General features: G+C 59.9%; 18 protein-coding genes and 1 tRNA gene. 7 read left to right on the top strand and 12 right to left on the bottom strand.

The features are described 5' to 3' along the window. Positions 1-68 precede the first annotated feature (68 nt). The 3 genes from FJ248_07765 to FJ248_07775 all read left to right on the top strand — a co-directional run bounded on the left by FJ248_07765 (position 69) and on the right by FJ248_07775 (position 3401). Complete coding sequence (locus FJ248_07765; GenBank protein MBM4120776.1) at positions 69-572, top strand: RidA family protein; 504 nt, start codon at positions 69-71, stop codon at positions 570-572. A 101-nt stretch (positions 573-673) separates the two neighbouring features. Further along, positions 674-2407: a hypothetical protein gene (locus FJ248_07770; protein MBM4120777.1), complete on the top strand. Its 1734-nt coding sequence runs from the start codon at positions 674-676 to the stop codon at positions 2405-2407. Between the two features lie 19 nt (positions 2408-2426). Beyond that, positions 2427-3401: a hypothetical protein gene (locus tag FJ248_07775; GenBank protein MBM4120778.1), complete on the top strand. Its 975-nt coding sequence runs from the start codon at positions 2427-2429 to the stop codon at positions 3399-3401. A gap of 82 nt (positions 3402-3483) precedes the next feature. Here the strand turns inward: FJ248_07775 and FJ248_07780 are convergent, their stop codons facing one another. The 8 genes from FJ248_07780 to FJ248_07815 form a co-directional block, all read right to left on the bottom strand. Further along, the gene (locus FJ248_07780; GenBank protein ID MBM4120779.1) at positions 3484-4218 is read right to left on the bottom strand and encodes a 16S rRNA (uracil(1498)-N(3))-methyltransferase; all 735 of its coding nucleotides are present in this window, start codon (positions 4216-4218) and stop codon (positions 3484-3486) included. Positions 4219-4226: 8 nt separating this feature from the next. Then, positions 4227-5342: a molecular chaperone DnaJ gene (gene dnaJ, locus FJ248_07785; GenBank protein MBM4120780.1), complete on the bottom strand. Its 1116-nt coding sequence runs from the start codon at positions 5340-5342 to the stop codon at positions 4227-4229. A gap of 94 nt (positions 5343-5436) precedes the next feature. Beyond that, positions 5437-7353: a molecular chaperone DnaK gene (gene dnaK / locus FJ248_07790; protein MBM4120781.1), complete on the bottom strand. Its 1917-nt coding sequence runs from the start codon at positions 7351-7353 to the stop codon at positions 5437-5439. 33 nt (positions 7354-7386) lie between these two features. After that, positions 7387-7995 carry a nucleotide exchange factor GrpE gene (gene grpE, locus FJ248_07795; protein MBM4120782.1) on the bottom strand — a complete coding sequence of 203 codons (609 nt, stop codon included), beginning with the start codon at positions 7993-7995 and terminating at the stop codon, positions 7387-7389. An 80-nt stretch (positions 7996-8075) separates the two neighbouring features. Continuing rightward, positions 8076-8849 (bottom strand): type III pantothenate kinase, encoded by a 774-nt coding sequence (locus FJ248_07800; protein ID MBM4120783.1) that lies wholly within the window; start codon positions 8847-8849, stop codon positions 8076-8078. A gap of 97 nt (positions 8850-8946) precedes the next feature. Next, positions 8947-9774: a biotin--[acetyl-CoA-carboxylase] ligase gene (locus tag FJ248_07805; protein MBM4120784.1), complete on the bottom strand. Its 828-nt coding sequence runs from the start codon at positions 9772-9774 to the stop codon at positions 8947-8949. Positions 9775-9778: 4 nt separating this feature from the next. Continuing rightward, entirely contained in the window at positions 9779-10627 is an 849-nt protein-coding gene (gene nadC, locus FJ248_07810) for a carboxylating nicotinate-nucleotide diphosphorylase (protein ID MBM4120785.1), read from the bottom strand. Then, on the bottom strand, positions 10624-13380 hold the full coding sequence (locus FJ248_07815) for a valine--tRNA ligase (GenBank protein ID MBM4120786.1): 2757 nt from the start codon (positions 13378-13380) through the stop codon (positions 10624-10626). Before FJ248_07815 ends, nadC begins: the two co-directional genes overlap by 4 nt. A 395-nt stretch (positions 13381-13775) precedes the next feature. Between FJ248_07815 and FJ248_07820 the strand changes: the two genes are divergently transcribed. Beyond that, on the top strand, positions 13776-14492 hold the full coding sequence (locus FJ248_07820) for an HAD-IA family hydrolase (GenBank protein ID MBM4120787.1): 717 nt from the start codon (positions 13776-13778) through the stop codon (positions 14490-14492). Positions 14493-14495: 3 nt separating this feature from the next. Here the strand turns inward: FJ248_07820 and FJ248_07825 are convergent, their stop codons facing one another. Next, complete coding sequence (locus tag FJ248_07825; GenBank protein MBM4120788.1) at positions 14496-15215, bottom strand: NAD-dependent deacylase; 720 nt, start codon at positions 15213-15215, stop codon at positions 14496-14498. A 124-nt stretch (positions 15216-15339) separates the two neighbouring features. Between FJ248_07825 and FJ248_07830 the strand changes: the two genes are divergently transcribed. After that, positions 15340-16683 (top strand): 2-dehydropantoate 2-reductase, encoded by a 1344-nt coding sequence (locus FJ248_07830; protein MBM4120789.1) that lies wholly within the window; start codon positions 15340-15342, stop codon positions 16681-16683. 395 nt (positions 16684-17078) lie between these two features. Then, positions 17079-18593, top strand: a complete 1515-nt coding sequence (locus FJ248_07835; protein ID MBM4120790.1) for a DUF2779 domain-containing protein — start codon at positions 17079-17081, stop codon at positions 18591-18593. 128 nt (positions 18594-18721) lie between these two features. Here the strand turns inward: FJ248_07835 and FJ248_07840 are convergent. The 3 genes from FJ248_07840 to FJ248_07850 all read right to left on the bottom strand — a co-directional run bounded on the left by FJ248_07840 (position 18722) and on the right by FJ248_07850 (position 20266). Further along, positions 18722-18811: transfer RNA gene (locus FJ248_07840), tRNA-Ser, on the bottom strand. Between the two features lie 110 nt (positions 18812-18921). Further along, complete coding sequence (locus FJ248_07845; protein MBM4120791.1) at positions 18922-19395, bottom strand: nucleoside deaminase; 474 nt, start codon at positions 19393-19395, stop codon at positions 18922-18924. 61 nt (positions 19396-19456) lie between these two features. Further along, positions 19457-20266 carry a hypothetical protein gene (locus tag FJ248_07850; GenBank protein MBM4120792.1) on the bottom strand — a complete coding sequence of 270 codons (810 nt, stop codon included), beginning with the start codon at positions 20264-20266 and terminating at the stop codon, positions 19457-19459. 694 nt (positions 20267-20960) lie between these two features. Between FJ248_07850 and FJ248_07855 the strand changes: the two genes are divergently transcribed. Then, positions 20961-21782 (top strand): hypothetical protein, encoded by an 822-nt coding sequence (locus FJ248_07855; protein MBM4120793.1) that lies wholly within the window; start codon positions 20961-20963, stop codon positions 21780-21782. The last annotated feature ends 99 nt before the right edge of the window (positions 21783-21881 follow it).

Here is a 21881-nt window from a genome sequence, read left to right on the forward strand (position 1 = left end):
ATGCAGGGCTCTCGCTCGACGGATGAGTGACGCCGTTCGAGTGGTAATCACTAAGACCGGCAATAGCAATGCTGTATGAACGTCGTTTGGCCGAACTCGGCCTCGTGCTGCCGGCGCCGCCCAAGCCGGTGGCAACCTACATCCCGGCCGTGCTGGCCGGGGATCTCTTATTTCTTAGCGGTGTGATTCCGTTTCGCGACGGCAAACTTGTCCTGGAAGGCAAACTCGGCCGCGATTTGACGGTGGAGCAGGGGTATGAGGCCGCGCGGGTCTCGCTGTTGAACGCGCTGGCCATCGTCAAAGAGAAGCTCGGTACGCTCGACCGGGTTCAGAAGATTGTCCGCATGACTGGCCACGTGGCGTCCGCTGAAGGCTTCACGCAGCAGCCGGCCGTGATCAACGGGGCCTCCGATCTGCTGGTCACAATTTTTGGCGAGGCGGGGAAGCACGCGCGAGTCGCCCTTGGGGCGGCCGAATTGCCCCTGAACGCCCCCCTTGAGATTGAATTAATCATACAGGTGACGGGGAAAGGTTACGGCGAAGGCCGTGAGGTATCCCGCGGAATTCCTTAGCCTTAACCGTGCGGTTATGAAAATTGACAGTCGAAAGAGGGCCTTGTTATAGTCGGTGTGCGACAGTTGAGTGACACGACAAGCCTGCCACGGTTCTTGTAATGTCTCCCGTCGCGCTGATAATCGAAACAGGGAAACTTGTGTCACGCAATCGACGGCGGAGTGTTCGGATGTGGGGATATGCGCTGCTGGTCACAGGATGCCTGCTGGCCGGCGGGGCGGTGCCCGCCGTAGCCGCGCCCACGCTCTCGCCGGACGCCGCACCTCCTGGCGCGACGATCGCCATCTCGGGCAAAGGGTTCGGCACCTTCCAGTCCACGCAAGCCAATCGTGTTCTCTTCAACGGAAAAGCGGCGCTCGTGCAGCGCTGGGATCCCGATCTCATCGCTGTCAAGGTTCCGCTCCAGGTCGTGTCTGGCCCCGTGACGATCCTGGCTGGCAAGACGAAAATCGACGCCGGCACCTTTACCCTCCAGCAGCCGACCATTAAATCGGTCTCGCCCGCTGAGGTCGAGCCGGGCGCAGTGATACAAGTCAGTGGCCAACATTTCGGCACCACTGCAGGCTCCCGCGATCCCAATACGATGTTTGGTGTCAACGACGTGCTGATCGGCGGTACGACGGCAAAGATCCGTCGTTGGCGCGACGACAAGATCGAGGTGGAAGTGCCCGGGACGGCCGTCTCGGGTGACGTGGTGGTCCGGCTGGCGTCCTCCGATCCGCTCCCGGACGGCGCCTGCTGCGCGCCGGTTGCCTACAGTGTCAGCAACGCGGCGCCGCTGACTGTGATTCCGTCAATCCGGGCCGATCCGTTGAGCGGGCCAGTCGGCACGAAGGTTGTGCTCTTTGGCAAGGGATTCGGCGAGAAGAAGGGGACGGACGATCAGTTGCTGTTCAACGGTCATCCGGCCACGATTGCGCAGTGGGCAGATGTGGCGATCGTGGCGCACGTCCCACTGGATGCGACGACCGGCCCGCTTGTGCTGAAAAGAGGCGAGACGCAGCGGACACTGGGGACCTTCACGGTGCCGACACCGAAGGCTGCCGGGCTGGCCATTTCCAGCGGCCCGATTGGTACACTGCTTCGCATTAACGGAGAACATTTCGGATTTTATTCTGAGAGCGGCGCGACGCCGTTCTCGTTCATGGATTTTCAGAAAGGTGATAACGCCGTTGAAATCGGTGGTGTGCCGGCCGTGGTTTACCGCTGGCATGACGACCGGATTGACGTCTGGGTGCCGCTAAGCGCCAAAAGTGGACCGGTTGTGGTCAAGCGGAGCGGGACCAAGCCGAAGTCCGACGGCTCCTGCTGCGCTGAGCGCGGCCTGGTCACGACGACCGCCGGCACGTTCACGGTGACCGTCCCCAAGGTGGACTCCTATTCTCCAATGTCCGCCGGCCTTGATGAGCTTGTAACGATCAAGGGCTCCGGCTTCGGAACTTTTCTGAAAACCGCTGAGGCCACGCAGTCCGGCTTGAACGAAGGCATGCACGATGCAGTACCATTTGAGCTTGGCGAAAACGTCGCGCGCACTGAAGTCTTGTTCAGCAACGTGGCTGGCATCGTCGTGTTGTGGACGGACACGGAAATCCAGGTCAAGGTCCCGCACCGACATCTCTACGGCATTGGGCGGAAGAACGAATTTCACACGGACCTCGCCACGGGGCCGCTGGTGGTGCGGCGCGGCTCGTGGGACCTCAAACCGGACGGCCATTGCTGTCTGCCCAAGCAATGGGTGACGGCAGAGGCCGGCACGTTCACGATTCTGGCCCGCGGGCTGCCGGACCAGGGGAAGTTCACCGATACGCGTCCTGACTCCAACACCAACCAGTGAGTCTAGGTTTTTTCTCGACATGAAGCGGAGTTCTGCAATCCTCTCCCCCGCCATTGTCTGTCTGCTGGCTGCGACTGCGCTGCCGGCGGCCGAGTCCACGCCGGCGCGCGTGACGGCGGCATTGCAAAAAAGCGGCACGGCCGTTCCCTGTCTGGGCGTTCAATTTCGAGATACTCGCCTCGGCTGGACGGTCGGAGCGGGCGGCACTATATTGAAAACCATCGATGGCGGTGTGAAGTGGAAACCGGTCGTCAGTGGTACGACGGCGTTGTTGACCGGCGTGTCGTTCCCCGATAAGCAGAAGGGCTGGGTGGTGGGGGCTAACGGCACGATCCTGCATTCGTCGGACGGCGGTAGTACGTGGCGTCCACAGCAGAGCGGCACCCAGTCGGCTCTCTATAGTGTGTTTTTTCTGACGCCGTCCTCAGGCTGGGCGGTCGGGGCGGGCGGTACTATCCTGCACACAGCCGACGGGGGGGGACACTGGGAGGACCAGGCCAGCGGCGGCAACGCCATTCTCTATGCCGTGCATTTCGTGGATGAATTGCACGGTGGCGCAGTCGGCGCGCTCGGCACGATCCTCGTGACGGCGGATGGCGGGAAGACCTGGCAGTTCCACGAGACCGACAATGCCGCCACCTTCTTCGACATCATCTTTACCGATGCGACGACGGCGTGGGCCGTCGGCAATGCCGGGGCGCTGTATCAGACAACGGACGGCGGGCAGCGCTGGGTGGATCGCGCGATGCAGTGCGGTAAGACCTGTACCAAACCGGCCGATCTGGTCCGTATTCGGTTCGTGGATGCACAGGCGGGATGGATTGTCGGCGAGCGGGGGGCGATCTTCCGCACGACAGATGCGGGCTTTACCTGGACTGAAGTCGTCAACCAGGCCGCCAAAACGACGCTCTATGGCCTTTCGTTTCCCGATGCCGCCCACGGCTGGGCGGTCGGCGAACAGGGGGCGATTCTCGCCATCACGACCAAGCCGTGAGGGAGCATGTCGAATCTTCAACGCGGAAGCTCTAACATCCCGCCTTCAGCGGAAAATTGACCGGGCACCCGTAACAATTTTCTCAGCCTAATTCTCCCAACCGGGTCTGCAGGACGCTGAGCGTAGTGAGCGTTGCGGTCTCCGCGCGCAGAATGCGCGCACCCAGCGAGACCGGCACAAATCCCTTCCGCTCGGCCTCAAGGACCTCCTCCTGGCGCCAACCCCCTTCCGGTCCGATCATGACGGCGATGGTGTGTTCGGGCGAGGAGGGCAGAACGACAGCATTCAATGTCGGCCCGGTGCTACGCTCGACGAGAATCACTTTCAAGGTGGCTTCTGTTGAGACGAAGGTCTCGATAGGGGCGGGCGGGTTGACCGTGGGCACATCCCACCGCTCCGACTGCTGGGCCGCTTCAAGCGCAATCCGCTGCCAGCGGTCCTGTTGCGCAGCTGTGCGTCCCGGCCTGGGCCGGACAATGGTCTGGTCCGAGATGAGTGGCGCGATGACGTGCACACCCAGCTCAGTGGCCTTTTGGATTGCCCAGTCCATGCGCTCGCCCTTCAGAATTGCTTGTCCAAGGAGAAGTCGGGGGCTGCGGGGCGCCGGTCCGTCGAGCTGTCCGACGATGCGGCCACGGAGGGCACGTCGATCGAGGGTGGTCACGTCGATGTCGTAGCGGCGGCGGTGCTCGTCGCCGACCTGGAGGCGCTCGCCCGCTGCCATGCGAAGGCTGGCTCGGAGATGGTCAAGGAGGGGGCCGGTGATGGTGACGGTGCCGTTGCGGATCTGATCAGCGGTAATGAAGAACACGGGCATAGGCGCCGTTATTCGAAATAACCCTTCATTTTTTCAAAAAATCCGTCGCCATCTTTGTCGAGAGTCATGCCGCTCTCTTTGGCGAATTCGGTCAGAATATCCTTCTGCTTAGCCGTCAGTGCAGTGGGAATCTCCACTTTGATACAGATGATCTGGTCGCCGGCCCGTTTGTTGTGCTTGAGACTCGGCACGCCGAGGCCCTTGAGCCGCAGCAGTTTGCTGTGCTGCGTGCCGGCCGGAACTTTGATAATGGTTTCGCCACTAAGCGTCGGTACGGCAACCTTGCCCCCGAGCGTGGCGGTGATGAAGCTGACGGGGACGTCGCAGACGATGTCGGTGTCCTCGCGTCTGAAAATCGGGTGGGGTTTGACCGAGATCGCTACGTAGAGGTCGCCGGGAGGGCCGCCGGTGGCACCGTCTTCGCCCTCGTTGGAGAGCCGCAGGCGCATGCCTGATTCGATGCCGGCCGGAATGTTGACGGCCAGCGTCCGCTCGCGGTGGACGCGCTTGCGTCCCCGGCAGGTGCCGCAGGGATTCGTGATGATCTGCCCGCTGCCTTCGCACTGTCCGCAAGGCCGGCTGACGCTGAAGAAGCCTTGCTGAAAGCGGATTTGGCCGGTACCCCGGCAGCCGCTGCAGGGCTTAATGTCGGTGCTGGATTTTGCGCCGGAGCCGCCGCAGTCTTGGCACTTTTCCCAGCGGGGGATCTTGAGTTTGACCTCCTTGCCATAGATGGCTTCGTCAAAGGAGATCTCAAGATTGTATTGGAGGTCGGCGCCGCGCTCGGCGCGCGTTCGGCCGCCACTGAAGAAATCTTCGAAGATTTCGCCGAAAATATCGCCTGATCCGCGCCCAAAGTCGAAGCCCTCGAAGCCCCCGCCGAAACCCTGTGGTCCGCCGGCGTGTCCGAACGTGTCGTAGCGTTGGCGTTTGCCCTGATCGCTCAGGATCTCGTAGGCCTCGTTGACCTCTTTGAATTTTTCCTCAGCGGCCTTCTTCTGGTCGTCACCGGGGTGAAGATCGGGATGGTACTGCCGGGCGAGCTTGCGATAGGCCTTTTTCAGCTCCTCGTCGGAAGCGGTTCGCTCGACGCCGAGGGTTTGGTAGTAATCGCGTTTAGCCACGTGTACCGTTGGGAGCGACTCGAAAATGGCGGGCCGTTGATAGCGTTCAGCCAGTAGTCTGACAACCTATTGGCTGAACGCTATTTGCTGTCTGCTATTTCTTATCTTTGTTCACTTCCTCGAACTCAGCGTCCACGACCTTTTCATCCTTTGGCTTCTCGCCGGCCGAGTCGTTGTTGCCGGCTGCGGAGGCGCCAGCGTCGCCGGATGTCTTCTTGTACATTTCCTCAGCCAATTTGTGCGAGGCCTGCGTGAGCGTCTTCACCGCTTCGTCAATGGCGTCGGGGTTGTCTCCCTCCATCGCCTGCCGGGCTGCGGCCACGGCCTCCTTGATCTTTGTTTTATCGTCTTCGCCGATCTTATCGCCGTGCTCAGCGAGGTTCTTCTCCGTTGCATAGACCAGGCTGTCGGCCTGGTTGCGCGCTTCGGCTAGTTTGCGCCGTTTCTTGTCGTCCTCCGTGTGCGACTGGGCCTCCTTGACCATCTTCTCGATCTCGTCCTTGCTTAGGCCGCTGGAGGCGGTAATCTTGATGGACTGCTCCTTGCCTGTGCCGAGGTCCTTCGCGTTGACGTGCACGATGCCGTTGGCGTCGATGTCGAAGGCCACCTCGACTTGCGGCACGCCGCGCGGAGCGGGGGGAATGCCCACGAGGTCAAACTGGCCGAGGAGCTTGTTGTCGTTGGCCATCTCGCGCTCGCCCTGGAACACGCGGATGGTCACCGCGTTCTGGTTGTCGGAGGCGGTCGAGAAGACCTGGCTCTTCTTTGTCGGAATCGTCGTGTTCCGCTCGATCAGATGCGTGAAGATACCGCCCAGCGTCTCGATGCCGAGCGTGAGCGGGGTGACGTCCAGGAGGAGCACGTCCTTGACCTCGCCCTTGAGCACGCCGCCTTGAATGCCAGCGCCGATAGCGACGACCTCGTCCGGATTGACGCCCTTGTGGGGCTCTTTGCCGAAGAAGTCCTTGACGATTTGGATGACCTTGGGCATGCGGGTCATGCCCCCCACCAGCACGACTTCGTTGATGTCGCGCGCGGTAACGCCCGCGTCAGCCAACGCCTTCTTGCAGGGCTCGATGGTTTGCTGCACGAGGTCGTTGACCAGTTGCTCGAGTTTCGCGCGAGTCAATTTCACGACGAGGTGCTTGGGGCCGGTCTGGTCCGCTGTAATGAAGGGGAGATTGATTTCGCTCTCCTGCGAGGAGGACAGTTCGATCTTGGTTCGCTCAGCAGCTTCTTTTAGCCGTTGGAGCGCCATGCGGTCCTTGCGGAGATCGATCCCCTGGTCCTTTTTGAACTCGTCCACCAGCCAGTCCATGATGCGGAGATCGAAGTCGTCGCCCCCTAGGTAGGTGTCACCATTCGTGGATTTCACCTCAAAGACACCCTCGCCAATTTCCAGGATGGAAATGTCAAAGGTGCCGCCGCCGAGGTCGTAGACCGCGATCCGCTCGTCCTTCTTTTTGTCGAGACCGTAGGCGAGCGAGGCCGCGGTCGGTTCGTTAATGATGCGGAGCACGTTGAGGCCGGCGATCTGGCCCGCGTCCTTCGTGGCCTGGCGCTGGCTGTCGTCGAAATAGGCTGGGACCGTGATGACTGCCTCGGTCACTTTTTCGCCCAGGAAGTCCTCCGCTGTCTGTTTCATTTTCTGCAGGATCATCGCCGACACTTCCGGCGGGCTGTAGGACTTGCCGCGGATCTCGACGTGCGCATCCCCGTTGCTGCCCTTCACAACCTTGTAGGGGAGGCGCTTGACGGCGTCCTGCACTTGCCGGCTGTCAAACTTGCGGCCCATCAGCCGTTTCACGGAGAAGATGGTGTTCTCGGGGTTGGTGATGGCCTGCCGCTTGGCGATCTGGCCGATCAGCCGCTCGTTCTTGTCGGTGATGCCAACGACAGACGGAGTCGTGCGGCTGCCTTCCGAGTTAGCGATGACGACGGGATCACCGCCGCTCATGATGGCCACGCAAGAGTTGGTGGTGCCGAGGTCGATGCCGATCACTTTTCCCATGGATAGAATCCTCCGTTCTCGCAGTCCGCTGAATTACGAATCCTGATTTTCGCCGTCCGCGTCCGTCGCCACGACAACCATGGCCGCCCTGAGCACGCGGTCGTGCAATTGATAGCCCTTCTGGTATTCCTCAAGCACCGTATTGGCCGCAGCCGTCTTCGATACCTGTCGTGACACGGCCTGGTGACGGCTGGGATCGAATGGGGTGCTGAGGCTCAGAATCGGCTTTACGCCAAATTTCGCCAGGGTTTCCGTAAACTGCTTCAACGTCAGCTCCACGCCCTGGATAAGGCCATCGCTTGTGCGACCCTCTTGCACACATTTGAGGGCCCGTTCCAGGTTATCCACGACGGGCAGCAGCTCCTTGAGCAGATTTTCGTTGGCAAACTGCGAGTAGTCCTGCTTCTGTTTCTGCGCCAGCCGCTTGAAGTTTTCAAATTCAGCCGCTAGCCGCAAATACTTGTCTTGAAAGGCCTTGGCTTCCTCTGTCTTGGTCGCCAAGGCTTGCTCGACCGCAGTGGCCGCTGATTCCGCCTCGATGTGGTTTGGCGAATAATCATTTAAGTCGCTGATTGTATTGGTGTTTTCTTCGTTTTCGCTCACTAAGACCTCACTATGGCTACACAGATAGTCACGGGACATATAAAGTCAACCAGTTATGCGCGGTTTCTTTTTTCGAACCAGGGCGACGCCGAGGGGGCAGGCGATGCGTACACGGGAGGCTATTCGTCGCCGCGGGTCCGTCGGTAGAGGAGTTCTAAACCTTCGAGCGTCAGAAAGGGGCGGACTTCCCTGATGGTGCGGGATTCCGGCGCGATCAGAGCGGCCAGCCCGCCGGTGGCGATGACCGTGGCTTTCTGGCCAAGCTCGATCTGCATGCGCCCGACCATCTCATCCACGAGACCGGCATAGCCGAAAATCAGTCCTGATTGAATGCCCGAGGCCGTGTCCGTACCGATAACGGTTTTCGGGCGGATCAGATCGACCTTCGGAAGCTTGGCCGTTTTGGTGAACAGGGCGTCGCTGGCGATGCCGAGGCCCGGCGCAATCGCGCCACCCAGATATTCGCCGCGCGCGGTAATCGCACAGAACGTCGTCGCCGTGCCAAAGTCCACAATGATCAGTGAAGTCTTATAGCGATCGTAGCCCGCGGCGGCGTTGACCAGCCGGTCGCTGCCGATTTCCTTTGGATTGGGATACGCGATCTGGATGCCCATGTCGAGATCGGAGGAGACGATCAGCGGCGTGTGCCGGAAATAGGTTTCCACCATTTCGTCGAAGACGGCGGTGAGTGCGGGGACGACACTGGAGACGATCGCGTCGGTAATTCGCGTCGAGTCGATGCCGGTTTCCCGGAGAATATTCACGAAGAGGATGCCGTACTCGTCGGCGGTCTTAGACGCGTCGGTCGCCAGTCGCCAGTGGCCGGTAAGGGTCCGGCCCTCGTAGATGCCCCAGACGACGTTGGTGTTGCCGATATCAATCGCCAGTAGCATAAATGCGGGAATCGTTATGAGTGCTGTATGAGCCGTGCAACATCCAATCGGCGCAGCCCGGGCCCCTTAGACATCACTGAACATCCGTCACGCCCTCTTACCGCACATGAAACACGTCGCCAGTTCGCACGTCGGTTGTGGTGCCATCGTCTTGTGCGACCCGCAACGAGCCATCCGGTTGAACCGATTGCGCCCTGCCCTGCAGCGTGTTGCCCTGAGCCAGCTCGACACGCACGCGCTGGCCGACGGTCGCGCAGCGTACCATATATTCGGTCAGAATGTCGCCGTGGTGGCCGGCGAGAAACGCCTCGCAGCGGGTTTCGAATTCCAATAAAAGGGCGGCGAGCAGCGCAGTTCGGTCCCACGGCCGGCCGGCTTCGATGGCGACCGATGTGGCGATCGCGCGCAGCTCATCCGGAAATTCCTCCCGGCGGATGTTCACATTGAGCCCAATACCAGCGATAACGGCCATCTCGTCGGTGCCAAGGCCGCTGCTTTCGCACAAAATCCCGGCCAGTTTTTGATCGGCGATCACAATATCGTTCGGCCATTTCACAGAAGACTTCAAGCCCGCAACCGTCTGGACGGCTCGGCTCGTGGCCAGCGCGGCGATGAGCGGCACCCATGAGAGCCACAGGGGCTGCCGGGCAGTCGGTACATTCATCCGGAGCAGGATGGAGCAGTGGAGATTTTTCCCAGACGGGGAATGCCAGTGGCGGCCGAGCCGCCCCCGTCCCGCTGTCTGTCGGTCCGCGACGACGACGGTTCCGTGCGGTGCACCGTCCTGGGCAAGGGTCATGGCCAGCGTGTTGGTCGAGGGAACTTCATCGTGCACGTGAAGCGTGCGCCCCAGCATGCTCGTGGAGAGTGCTCGCTGGATCGCCTGGACAGTTACTGGCTCAAATGGTGAGACTGGCGACGGCATGGTCTCAACGGATCAGCGCAATATCCATACTCAGGTTAGCTGCCGGAGCCGAATGCGTGAGCGCACCGATCGAAATGCGGTGGGGCCTGAGCGCCGCAATCTTACGAACGTTGGCCAGCGTGATCCCCCCGGAAACCTCCACGCGCGCCCGTTTTCCGATCAGTTTGATCGCCCGGTGCATCGTCGGGACCGTCATATTGTCGAGCAGGATGATGTCGGCATTGCCACTGAGGGCAGACTGAACCTCGCGCAGCGTCTTGGCTTCCACCTCGATCTGCAGCTGGGGATTCCGCTTCCGGGCACGCTGGCAGGCGGCGGCGGCATCGTGGCCGGAGAGGGCCAGGTGGTTGTCCTTAATCAGCACGCCGCTGCCTAGGGAGTACCGATGATTGTGTCCACCGCCCAGTGACACGGCCCATTTCTCCAGTGCGCGCAGGCCCGGCGTGGTTTTGCGCGTGTCCATGATGTTCGCCCGTGAGCCACGGACCGCGTCGCAGAAGCGCGCCGTGAGCGTGGCAATGCCCGAGAGTCGCTGGAGGAAATTGAGCGCGACGCGTTCGGCTTTCAGCAGCGACCGCGCATCTCCGCGTACGATGATGACCGGCTGGTTGCGTCGAACCGTGTCGCCGTCCCTGACGGCGCCGATGATTCGTAGTGACGAATCAACGGCCCAAAAGACTTGTGCGGCGACGGCTATGCCCGCGATGGTGAGCGGTTGATGCGCGAGGATGGTGCCGCGTGCCCGGACCGGTCGGGGGAAGAGTGCGGACGTGGTGACATCGCCGTGGCGCAGATCTTCGGCCAGCGCCAGCTTTACCGCAGCATGGATTGCCCGGGAGAGGGCAGGGGTCATGACATCATGTCCCGAAGCTGGCGTTCGCTACTTGTGAGTAGGTCGTGTTCCTGACGAAGTGTCTGCACGCGCTGTGTGTGCTCCGCGACGACTTCGGGCGGCGCCTTCGTGGTGAACTCCACGTTATTGAGCTTCGCGATGGTACGTCCGGTTTCCTGCTCGTTTGCGTCCCGCTGTTTCTTGATTCGCTCGAGCGCCTTGCTTAAGTCCACGTCGCCCTCCACGGTCAGTCCAACCGTGAGGCCGCCCGCGACGAGTCGAAGAATGCGTGCGGTCGGCCATTGGCCAGGGGATTGAAGATGAACCGTGGCCTTGCCGAGATGGCGCAGGTGGGCGTCCAATCGTTGTAGCGCGGCCTGCATTACCGAATCTGCCGCAGCGCCGTAGGCCGTGACGAGTTTGCCCGGCTGATAATTCAATAGGGCACGGCCGGTGCGGGCCGTCGTCACAAATTGTTCAACAACGGCAAAGGCGCTCTCTGCGTCCGGGGCGTCCCACTCCGGGTTGGCGGTGGGGTAAGTGCGCGTGCAGATGCTTGCACCATCATGCGGCAGCGTTTGCCAGATTTCCTCCGTGATGAAAGGCATGAAGGGATGGAGAAGCCGCTGCACACTCTCGAAGGATTCCACCAACGTTTGGCGAGCCATGGCGGCCTCGCGGGACTCTTTATTTTGGAGAGCGGGCTTCACCATCTCCAGATACCAGTCACAGTACTCGTGCCAGACAAATTGATAGAGCCTGCTCGAGGCTTGATCGAACCGGTAGTGCTCCAGCGAGGCGGTTACGTCACGGATCGCTTTATTGAGGCGGCTCAGAATCCAACGATCGGCGAAGGGGCGATCGTTAAGGAGCGCCGCCTCGCGTGGACCGTCCAGGTTCATGAGGATGAATCGCGCAGCATTCCAAATTTTATTAGCAAAATTGCGATAGCCCTCAATGCGCTCCTCAGCCAGCTTGATGTCGCGTCCCGGTGAGGCCATGGCGGCCAGCGTGAAACGGAGCGCGTCGGTGCCGTATTGGCTCATCACGCCAAGTGGATCGATGACATTGCCCTTCGACTTGCTCATCTTCTGTCCGTCGGCGTCACGCACGAGCGCATGGATGTAGACGTCGCGGAACGGGACGTCGCCCATAAACTTGAGCCCCATCATAATCATGCGGGCCACCCAGAAAAAGAGGATGTCGAGACCGGTGACCAGCGTCGCGGTCGGGTAAAACGTTTTGAGCTCGGGCGTCTGCTCCGGCCAGCCGAGCGTCGAGAAGGGCCAGAGGGCGGAGGAAAACCAGGTATCGAGGACGTCCGATTCCTGCACGAAGGCCGTCTGCTTGCAAACAGGACACTGCGCGGGTGCACGGCGTCCCACGATCGGTGTCGCCGTCGCTAGAAAAGTATAGGCCCGCTGTGACGGTGTCGAGGCGGCCGTTTCCGCCATCGCCCCGCGATTGCAGGCCATGCAATACCAGGCGGGAATCCGGTGTCCCCACCAGATTTGACGCGAGATACACCAGTCCTTGATGTCCCGCATCCAGCCCAGATAATTATTGGTCCAGCCGTCGGGAACGATTTTGATGCGTCCACTCTCAACCGCCTTGATGGCCGGCTCAGCCAGCGGCTTGATCTTCACAAACCATTGCGGAGACAGATACGGTTCGACGACCGTTTTGCAGCGGTAGCACTTGCCAAGCGCCAGCTTGTGATCGTCGACCTTGACGAGCAGGTCGCGCGCCTTCAGGGCCTGTTCGATTTTCACTCTCGCCTTGATGACAGGGAGATCCGTGATCTCATCGAGGATGGCTGGCTCCACGGCGGCAGCCTGCATGCCCGTACGATCAAGATGCGCGTGATGATCGAAGATGGACAGCCGTGGCAGTTTGTGCCGTTCGCCGGCCTCGAAGTCGCTAAAGTCATGCGCGGGGGTGATCTTCACCGCGCCGGTGCCGAATTCGAGATCCACCAAAACAGCATCGCCAACAATGGGAATCTCCCGATTCGTGAGCGGCAGGCGAACCGTCTTGCCGATTAACTGGCGGTACCGCGGATCGTCTGGATAAACAGCGACCGCGGTATCGCCAAGCATCGTTTCCGGCCGTGTCGTGGCGACGATCAGGCTCGTGGTCGGATCGTCCGCTAGGGGATAGCGGATGTGGTACATCTTGCCCTTTACGTCCTCGTGCTCGACTTCGATATCGGATAGGGCGGTCAGGCAGCGCGGGCACCAGTTGATGAGTCGCTCGCCACGGTAGATCAGACCATCTTCATAGAGCCGGACGAAGACTTCGCGAACGGCTTTCGACAGCCCCTCGTCCATCGTAAAGCGTTCGCGGGGCCAGTCGCAGGAGACGCCCAGCCGTTTTAATTGCTGGATGATCGTGCCCCCCGAGTGCTCCTTCCAGGCCCACACCCGCTCCATGAATTTGTCGCGGCCCAAGTGCTCGCGCGAGGAGCCCTCAGCGGCCAGTTGTCGTTCGACGACATTTTGCGTGGCGATGCCGGCATGGTCCATGCCGGGCACCCAGAGGGCATTGCGGCCCTGCATGCGGCGCCAGCGGATGAGGATGTCCTGAAGCGTGTTGTTCAGTGCGTGGCCGATGTGCAGTGAGCCGGTGACGTTCGGCGGGGGGATAACGATTGTGTAGGGCTCCCCCGGATGGTCGAGCGTCGCATGAAAGTAGCCCTGTTCAATCCAGGTCTTGTACCAGCGGTCCTCGACCTGCTGCGGTTCGTAGGTTTTGTCGAGTTGTTTGCCGGACATGTGAACGCTCTCGCCTGATCAAGCGCGCGCATCGTAACACGCGGCCATGCCGCTCGCAACGCAGTGGCCTGAGCAGGGTATGCGCGGGCGGGACGAGGCCGCTGTGGCGTAGTTTCCCTGCGCGCATCTCCCATAGCTCATTACCTCGTCGGTGTGCTATACATCGCGTGCAGTAGCGAGGGGCGTCTTTATTAACGGGAGGATTGCAGCATGGCACGTGCCCACATGAAGAAGCGGAAGCTCAAGAAGAAACACCGCAAGAACATTCGGCGCATCAAGGCGCTGGTGAGAAAGCGGCGGATGGACGCCAAAGCGGCTGCCGCCAAGGCCAAGCGTAAGTAGGTGCTGGCGCCGCTGCTGGGGGCAGCGGCGCCGACTTCCCGCCAGTCCGCAGTATGAGCCGCATTCAGGTTGTTTTTTTCGATGCCGCCGGGACGCTCTTCCACGTGAAGGGATCCGTGGCGGAGATCTATCTGGACCATGCCGAGAAGTATGGCGTCAAACGCACGCCCGAGCTGTTGGCGGCGATCAACACGGCGTTCGCGCGCGCGTTCGACGACGCACCGGCACCCCTCTTTGCGGCCACGGAGCCGGCCGAAATCAAGCAGTGCGAGCGGCTCTGGTGGTTCGACGTGGTGCACAACGTCTGGTATCGGGTCGGGATGTTCGACGGGTTCGACGACTATTTTGACGAGGTGTTTCAGGCCTTCGATGGGCCGGATCGCTGGGCACTGTATCCGGAAACCCTCGACGTGCTCACTCACTTACGCGAGCAGGGGCTTGAACTGGGCATTGTGTCGAACTTCGACTCGCGGCTGTTCAACGTGCTGCGCGGGCTGGACATCGCCGACCTGTTTGCAACGGTGACGATCTCAAGCTTGGCCCAAGCTGCCAAGCCGGCCCCCAAGATTTTTCAAGTCGCGTTGGACAAACACGCCATGGAACCGACTGAGGCGCTCCACGTCGGCGACAGCCTACGAGAAGACGTCGAGGGAGCGACGAAAGCCGGCCTTGCCTCCGTGTGGATCAACCGCGATGCCGCTATCGTCCCGGCCCATACGTCCGCTATCTGGTCGCTCGCTGAATTGCCGGCCCTCATCAAATCGTTGTAATCGTCAATCCAGCAGCAGCGGGACGAGGTCCTTCGCCCGCCCGTGCAGCGCGATATCTGCCGCCCCTGAGTATGGTGTTGGGTCGAGGTTGATCTCGACGACGCAGGCGCCGGCCTCCTTGGCGATTGACGCAAACGACGCGGCTGGATAGACGAGGCCGGAGGTGCCAATGAGTAGGAGGAGTTCGCAGGACCGGAGCGCCGCATAGCTCTGGTCGATATCTGCCACGGCCAGCGATTCCCCGAACCAGACAATGTGCGGCCGGACTAAGTGGCCGCAGGCCGCGCAGGCGGGAAGCATTGGAAGGGGAACTTGCCGGTTATGTTCGATGAGTCCGCAGGCCGTGCAACGCACCTTCCAGATGTTACCGTGAATCTCTGACAATTTCCGCGAGCCGGCGTCGGCATGTAGCCCGTCCACATTCTGCGTGATGAGCCAGAAGTGCGGGAAGCGCGCCTCCATTTCTGCAACGGTCGCATGCGCGGGGTTCGGTTTTTTCGACGCGATCACCTCGCGCCGCCAGTTATACCATTCCCAGACCAGACGGGGATCACGCGCGAAGGCCTCGGGCGTCGCCAAATCCTCTGGACGGAACTTCGACCAGAGGCTGTCGGCACCGCGAAAGGTCGGGACGCCACTGTCGGCCGAGATGCCGGCGCCGGTCAGAACGGTGACGGCGCGCGCTGCTGCCAGTTTTGCCTTGACCTCAAGCAGTCCCGCCATGAGTGTTCCGTCTTCCTTCTGCCGTGGTATAGTAGCGCACGACGCCGGCTGAGGGTAAGGCTGAGGTCGCAAGTGGCCTCGCTCGGTGCCCGCTCAGCCTCAACCTAAACCCAAGCCGTCTTCTATGCAAAACATTCTGGTCGTTGGCGCCGGAGCGGTCGGCGGGTTCTACGGCGCGCGCCTGGCAAAGCACCATCCCAATGTATCGTTCCTTTTGCGTCCGCGTACCTGCGCAGCGGTGCGGACCAACGGCCTGACGCTCCGCAGTACTACGGGCACCTTCACCGTCCGGCCGGCCGTTGCGTCTGATCCCCGCGAATTGCCCACGCCGGATCTCATCATTCTCTCCGTCAAGGCCTACGATCTCGACGAAGTTCTGGCGCAGATTGCGCCGGTAATGACAGACCGCACCGTCCTGCTGACCTTGCAGAACGGCGTGGATACGGAAGACCGTATCGTCGCGCGCTTTCATCGCGACTGTGTTGTCGGGGGTGTGGCCTTCATCTATTCCAAGCTTGTCGAGCCAGGCGTGATCGATCACTACAAGCGCGGCAGCGTAGCGGTCGGCGAGATGATGGGCCATAAGAGCGAACGGGTGGCGGCGATCAGCAAGCTGTTCACCGACGCCGGTATTCAGTGTTCCATTTCAGAGGACATTCGGCGCAGCAAGTGGGAAAAGATGTGCTGGAACTGTGTCTTTAATCCGATCACGCTTCTGATCAACGACCAAGTGTCGAAAGCGCTGGACCATCCGGAAATGTCGCACGTCATTCAACAGGTCGTCGACGAGGTAGCGGCCGTCTCGGCAGCCCTCAAAGTGCCGCTCGCGCCTGACATGGCCGAGAAGACAGTGAAGGTCACGCAGGCCATCCGCGACATCCATACCTCCATGTACGATGATTGGAAGGCGGGACGGCCGACCGAGATCGACGCGTTGAACGGGTACATCGTCCAGAAGGGGCGGGAGCTCGGAATTCCCACACCGGTCAACGAGGCGCTCACGGCCATGGTCAAGGTGTTGACTGAGAAAGGCAAAAGCGGGCCGGGCACGGTTCGAATTGAGGGGGCGGTCGTCCAGCCAGTGACGCTGGACCGGGAGACGCTCGCGAAACTTCCCGTCGAGCATCAGGTGGAAGATTTCGCGGCATTCATGCCTACAATGAAAGGGAAAGCGATTAAAGTCAAAGCGATACTTGAGGTCCCTGCGCTAGTCATCGGTGCCGATTATGTGACCTTCCATGCGCAGGACGGCAAGTTCTCTGCCAGCCTGACACTGGCCCAGGCGCAGGAGTATGGCGTGCTGGTCTATGAGCTGGATGGCCAGCCACTGCCCGAGTCGAAGGGCGGCCCGTTCCGGCTCTACGCGCCGGGCCTGGGCGACCTTTGTGCCAATGTGAAGGGAGTTGGGCGGATTGAAGTGACGAAGGGACCCGGCAGGGATACCAGGCCTTCGGGCACGGCGTCCTGAGCCAACAGGACGCCGAAGGTGTCGACACGGCACAGTCGGCATCCACGCTCCCGCGGAGGGCGGTAAAAAAATCTACAGGGACGCCGGTCAACCGGATCAAGGCTCTGAGTATTTTCGAGGACGGTTTCACGCACGACCCATAGGCGGGGAAGTCTGGTCCCGCTACATCGCCGAACACCCGGTTGGACGGTCAATAACCTACTGGCTGTCAGAAGTTGGAGGAGGCCGGTGCAGTGGTCACGCAGTACACGGGCACCGGCGTCAGTGCGTCCACGCTGCGTCGCCCGGATGGTGCCGGCCGTGCCCTCTATTGCACCGCTCCAGTGCGTGTCCCCCCGTAGGCGACGGGGCACGCTGGCTATTCGCCCGCGCCTTGTGTATTCTGTGTCAGCATCATGCTCATCTCGCCGGATCGTCTGACCTCATCCAAAACCGTTTCGTACCGCCTGTCAAAATCGAAATTCCTCTCCGGTCTTCAGTGCCATAAGCGGCTCTTTCTTGAGATTTATCATCCGTCCCTTGCCACCGCGCCGGACGAAACCACGCAGGCCATCCTCGACATGGGCACCACGATCGGGGAACTGGCACGCAAGCGCTATCCCGGCGGTGTCCTGGTCGAGGCCGACCGCAAGCATGCGGAGGAGGCGCTGGCCCATACCAAGGCGCTGCTCACCGATCCAAACGTGCCCGCGATTTTCGAAGCCGCCTTCATGTTCGAGAACGTGTTCATCCGCGTCGACATTCTCGAACGGCTCTCCACGGCGGAATGCGGTGACTCCATCTGGCGGCTGATCGAGGTGAAATCCTCCTCGCGCGTCAAGAATGTGCACCTTGACGATTTGGCCATTCAGACCTACGTCATCCAGGGAGCGGGAACAATTCTGGCAAACTCCTGTCTCATGCATATCAACACGCAGTATGTTTATCCGGGCGGCGAGCTAGACTTGCAGCAATTCTTCGGCATTCAGGATTGTACCGAGCCGGTGCGTGCGCGATTGCCCGACGTGCCGAGCAAACTCATCGAACTGAAGGCCATGCTGGCCGATCCATCGGCACCGGCGATTGAGCCGGACGGCCATTGCTTTACTCCCTACGAATGCCAGTTCTGGGACCATTGTACGAAGGGCAAGCCCGATCGATGGATTTACCATCTGCCGGGCGGGGACAAGACGTTCCGACAGCTCACGCGGCTAGGTATCCGCACTATTGATGAGATCCCCGAGGGGTTCAATCTCACGATCTGGCAGAAGCGGGTCAGAGACAATGTCGAGTGGATTAGCCCGAAACTGTCGATCATGCTCAAGACAGTCCGCTATCCCGTCCACCATTTGGATTTTGAAACTTTCATGCCGGCCATCCCCCAGTATCCGCAGACGCGGCCCTATCAGGTGTTGCCGACGCAGTGGTCCAACCATGTCGAATACGACGACGGCAAACTGGAGCATGACCAGTATCTGTGTCTTGACGCGAAAGATCCGCGCGAGGAACTGGCGCTCCGGCTGGTTGAATCGCTGGGGCGGGAAGGCCACATCTGTGTTTATTCAGACTATGAACGTTCGGTGATCGGAAAGCTGGCGGAGACACTGCCGTCCTTGCGGCAGGAGCTACAGCGCCTGTTGAGCCGACTGTGGGATCTGTACGGTATTGTCCGCGACCATTATTATCACCCGGCGTTCAAGGGCTCCTACTCAATCAAATCGGTCCTGCCGGCTCTATCGCATTTGAGCTACGGCGAGTTGGACATCCAGGATGGCGAAATCGCAGCCCGCGCCTACTATCGTATGGTGTTTGAGGAGACTGATTGGGTCGAGAAGGCGAGAATTCGAGAAGCGCTGCTCAAGTACTGCGAGCGGGATACGCTGGCGATGGTGGAGCTGCGGAAGGCGTTGAGGGAAAAGGCTGGCGGGTAGTCGTCAGGAAGTAGCGCGACACGGGTCCATCGCGACACCCTGCTGGGCGCGGACGGGCAGTCCCCGCTCAGTGGGTACATAGGTAGGGGGTGACGGATCTGGCAAATGCCTGAAGGGCTGCGGGTAAATGGCGGAGAGGGTGGGAGTCGAACCCACGGTCGAGTTACCCCGACACCGGTTTTCGAGACCGGCACTTTAGGCCACTCAGTCACCTCTCCGTTATGAGCTTCGCTTGTGCCGCCGCGTTCACTGATGTCGCGGCGGCGAGTTACGTTTCCGTCAGTAGGTTCACATGCCCAAGGCGTGGCGCGCGGAGACGACCTACTAGTTATCCGATCCGCTCTTCCGCTTCTTGGCGAAGATTTTTGAAGAACGTCCGCAGTAATTCTTGGCTCTCCTGCTCCAAGACTCCACCGATCACTTCAACGTGATGATTCAGCCGTCGCTCAGCCGGCACGTTCAAGACTGATCCGCAGGCGCCGGCTTTTGGGTCGAGCGCGCCAAACACCAGCCGGGGAATCCGCGCCAGAATCATTGCCCCAATACACATGGTGCAGGGTTCGAGCGTCACGTACAGCGTCGTGTCCGGCAGCCGCCACGACCCAGATTGCGCCGCGGCTTTCCGGATAGCCACTAGTTCGGCGTGCGCCGTTGGGTCCTGCCAGATTTCTCGAAGATTATGAGCCTGCGCCAGGATCTCGTCGTCCCGAACCAGTACGGCGCCAATCGGTACTTCGCCTAGCGCGGCTGCTTTACGGGCTTGCTCCAGCGCGAGCCCCATGTAGTTGCTAGCGCGATTCATCGAGGGGCATCTTAGCACAGGGGTCTGCGATTGACCAAGACGGGGTACCGACTACCACTGCTCATTTCTGCCATTCGAACCCATAGCGTAATTGGATGGCCGTGTATCGCTGGATCAGCCCGCTCTGGTCGAGCGGCATGTCCCGTTCGTGCAGTACGGCCAGTTCGTAATTCTTCCACCGCAGGGCGAGGCCGATGATCCAGTCCAGCTCGGTCGGGGTGAGCGTATCGCTTTTGGAGCGGTCAGTGAACCAGTTGGTGTCGGCAAAGACGACGACTTTGTTCTTGTACAGATCAAGATCACCATGTGCGACATAGCGGAAGAGCGCGCGGCCAGTATTGTCGGGGCGGGCAAAGTAGCTTGCGTTATGAAACAGCCAGCCGCCGCCCATGTAGAAGGTCAGGTTTTGGTCAGGAAATTGCTGCCGCCACCAGTCGTATTGGTTGCCTGGCGTGAAGTTAAAATTGACGAGCGCGTCCGCGTAGGTCTGCTTGATGCCTCTCTTGTCCAGCGGCGCGTCTTGTTCGTATTGCACCCGCCAATTCCATTGTCGGACGGTTCCGGTGAAGGCGAAGGTCTTATCCCATTCAGAGAGCTCGATCCAGCCCTTCCCTCGGTCCGAGAAAAAGTTCTGATCCGTATAGAACTGCAGGTAATTGCCGAGCAGCTCGGTTTCCAGGTGGATCATGTGCCGCATCCCGACCAGTCCGCTGTTGTCGGGCCGCGCGGCAAAGCTCGGGTTGTGTGGGAACGCCGCAGTGAGCAGATAGCCTTTTAGCCAAGGGGCGGTCTCCTCTCGCTGTTCTGTCTGGGATTCGTGCGTTTCTGCTAGCGCGGGAAGCGGGCGGCCGTATTTTTCCAGCGCCAACACGGAATTCGCAGACAGCAGCAGAAGGATGACCGCCAGGGCAATGATCGGGGGGCGGTGCGAGTCGGGGGTGCGCAGTGGCGTAGACCTCAGCTCTTTGAATGCACGACACGCTCACCAATTCGCGACGTGTCCATAGAGGGTTTTTTGGGTGTACATCGTCTCATAATTAACCTCACAATCTAAGAATAGTATACATGAATTTCGTCCAAAAGTCAAATATATAGTACTATGAAATTGTCAATCATTTCATCAATTTACACCTATCTCCAATCTTGGTGGCGTGTGTGTCGGTGCCGCTGGATGAAGTTCATGATCAAGCTCATTTGGTGGAAATAAAAAAAGATAAATACTAGAGTCACAAGAGGGGTACTCCACTATGCCAATTCAAGATCCTGTTCCTGCAGCAAATACATCTCTCACAACGCCCACGATTAGTTCTCCCGTATTATCGGGAACAGCAACGGGGACCTATACACTAGCTGGGACGCCCACGTTTTCAACACTGGCTCTGACGTCATGGACCACTGCTACGCGCCCAGCATCCCCAACTAATTATCAAGTAGGATTTAATACTTCCTTAAATGCTAAAGAAATTTGGGATGGAACTTATTGGCGATTAGACCCCACAGGACCTGGTCAAAGCAATACGCAACGAGCCATCTTTGGGTATGGATACAATGGATCAAACGTCTCCATGACCAATCAAGTCTCTGCTGCCGGTGTGGTGGCAGCCGATACCACGGGGGTGGGCACAGCACGATTCGATCCTGCGGCAGCGGGCTATGGCACCGATAAAGCGATTTTTGGGTATGGGTACGCAGGATCATACGTCTCGTTGACCAATCTAGTCACCAATCAAGGTGTGGTAGGGTCGGATGTCACTGGGGTCGGCACAGCACGATACGGTCTTGCGGCAGCGGGCTATGGCACCGATAAAGCCATCTTTGGGTATGGATACACTGGATCAGCCGTCTCGTTGACCAATCTGGTCACCAATCAAGGTGTCGTGGGGTCTAATGTCACTGGGGTCGGCACGGCACGATACAGTCTCGCGGCAGCGGGCTATGGTACGGATAAAGCGATCTTTGGGTATGGGGACACAGGACCACATCCAGGTGTCTCAATGACCAACCTGGTAACCAATCAAGGTGTCGTGGGGTCTGATGTCACGGGGGTCGGGACAGCACGAAAAAATCTTGCGGCAGCGGGCTATGGTACGGATAAAGCGATCTTTGGATATGGGACCACAGGATCAAATCCAGGCGTCTCCATGACCAATCTCGTCACCAATACCGGTGTTGCGGGTACTGATGTCACGGGGGTCGGGACAACACGAAAAGATCTTTCTGCGGCTGGCTATGGCACCGATAAAGCGATTTTTGGGTATGGGTACACAGGATCATACGTCTCACTGACCAATCTGGTTTCCAATACGGGTGTGGTGGCAACAGATACCACTGGGGTGGGGACTGCACGGGGTGATGTTGCGGCAGCGGGATTTTCATTAACGGCATAAACGAGACGGAAATTTCTCTATGCCACTTCAAGAATTTATTCCTGTCGCAAATACTACTTTTACTACCCCCACAATTAGTTCTCCTGTATTATCAGGAAC

The organism is Nitrospira sp., from assembly GCA_016873435.1.
GTDB lineage: Bacteria > Nitrospirota > Nitrospiria > Nitrospirales > Nitrospiraceae > VGXF01.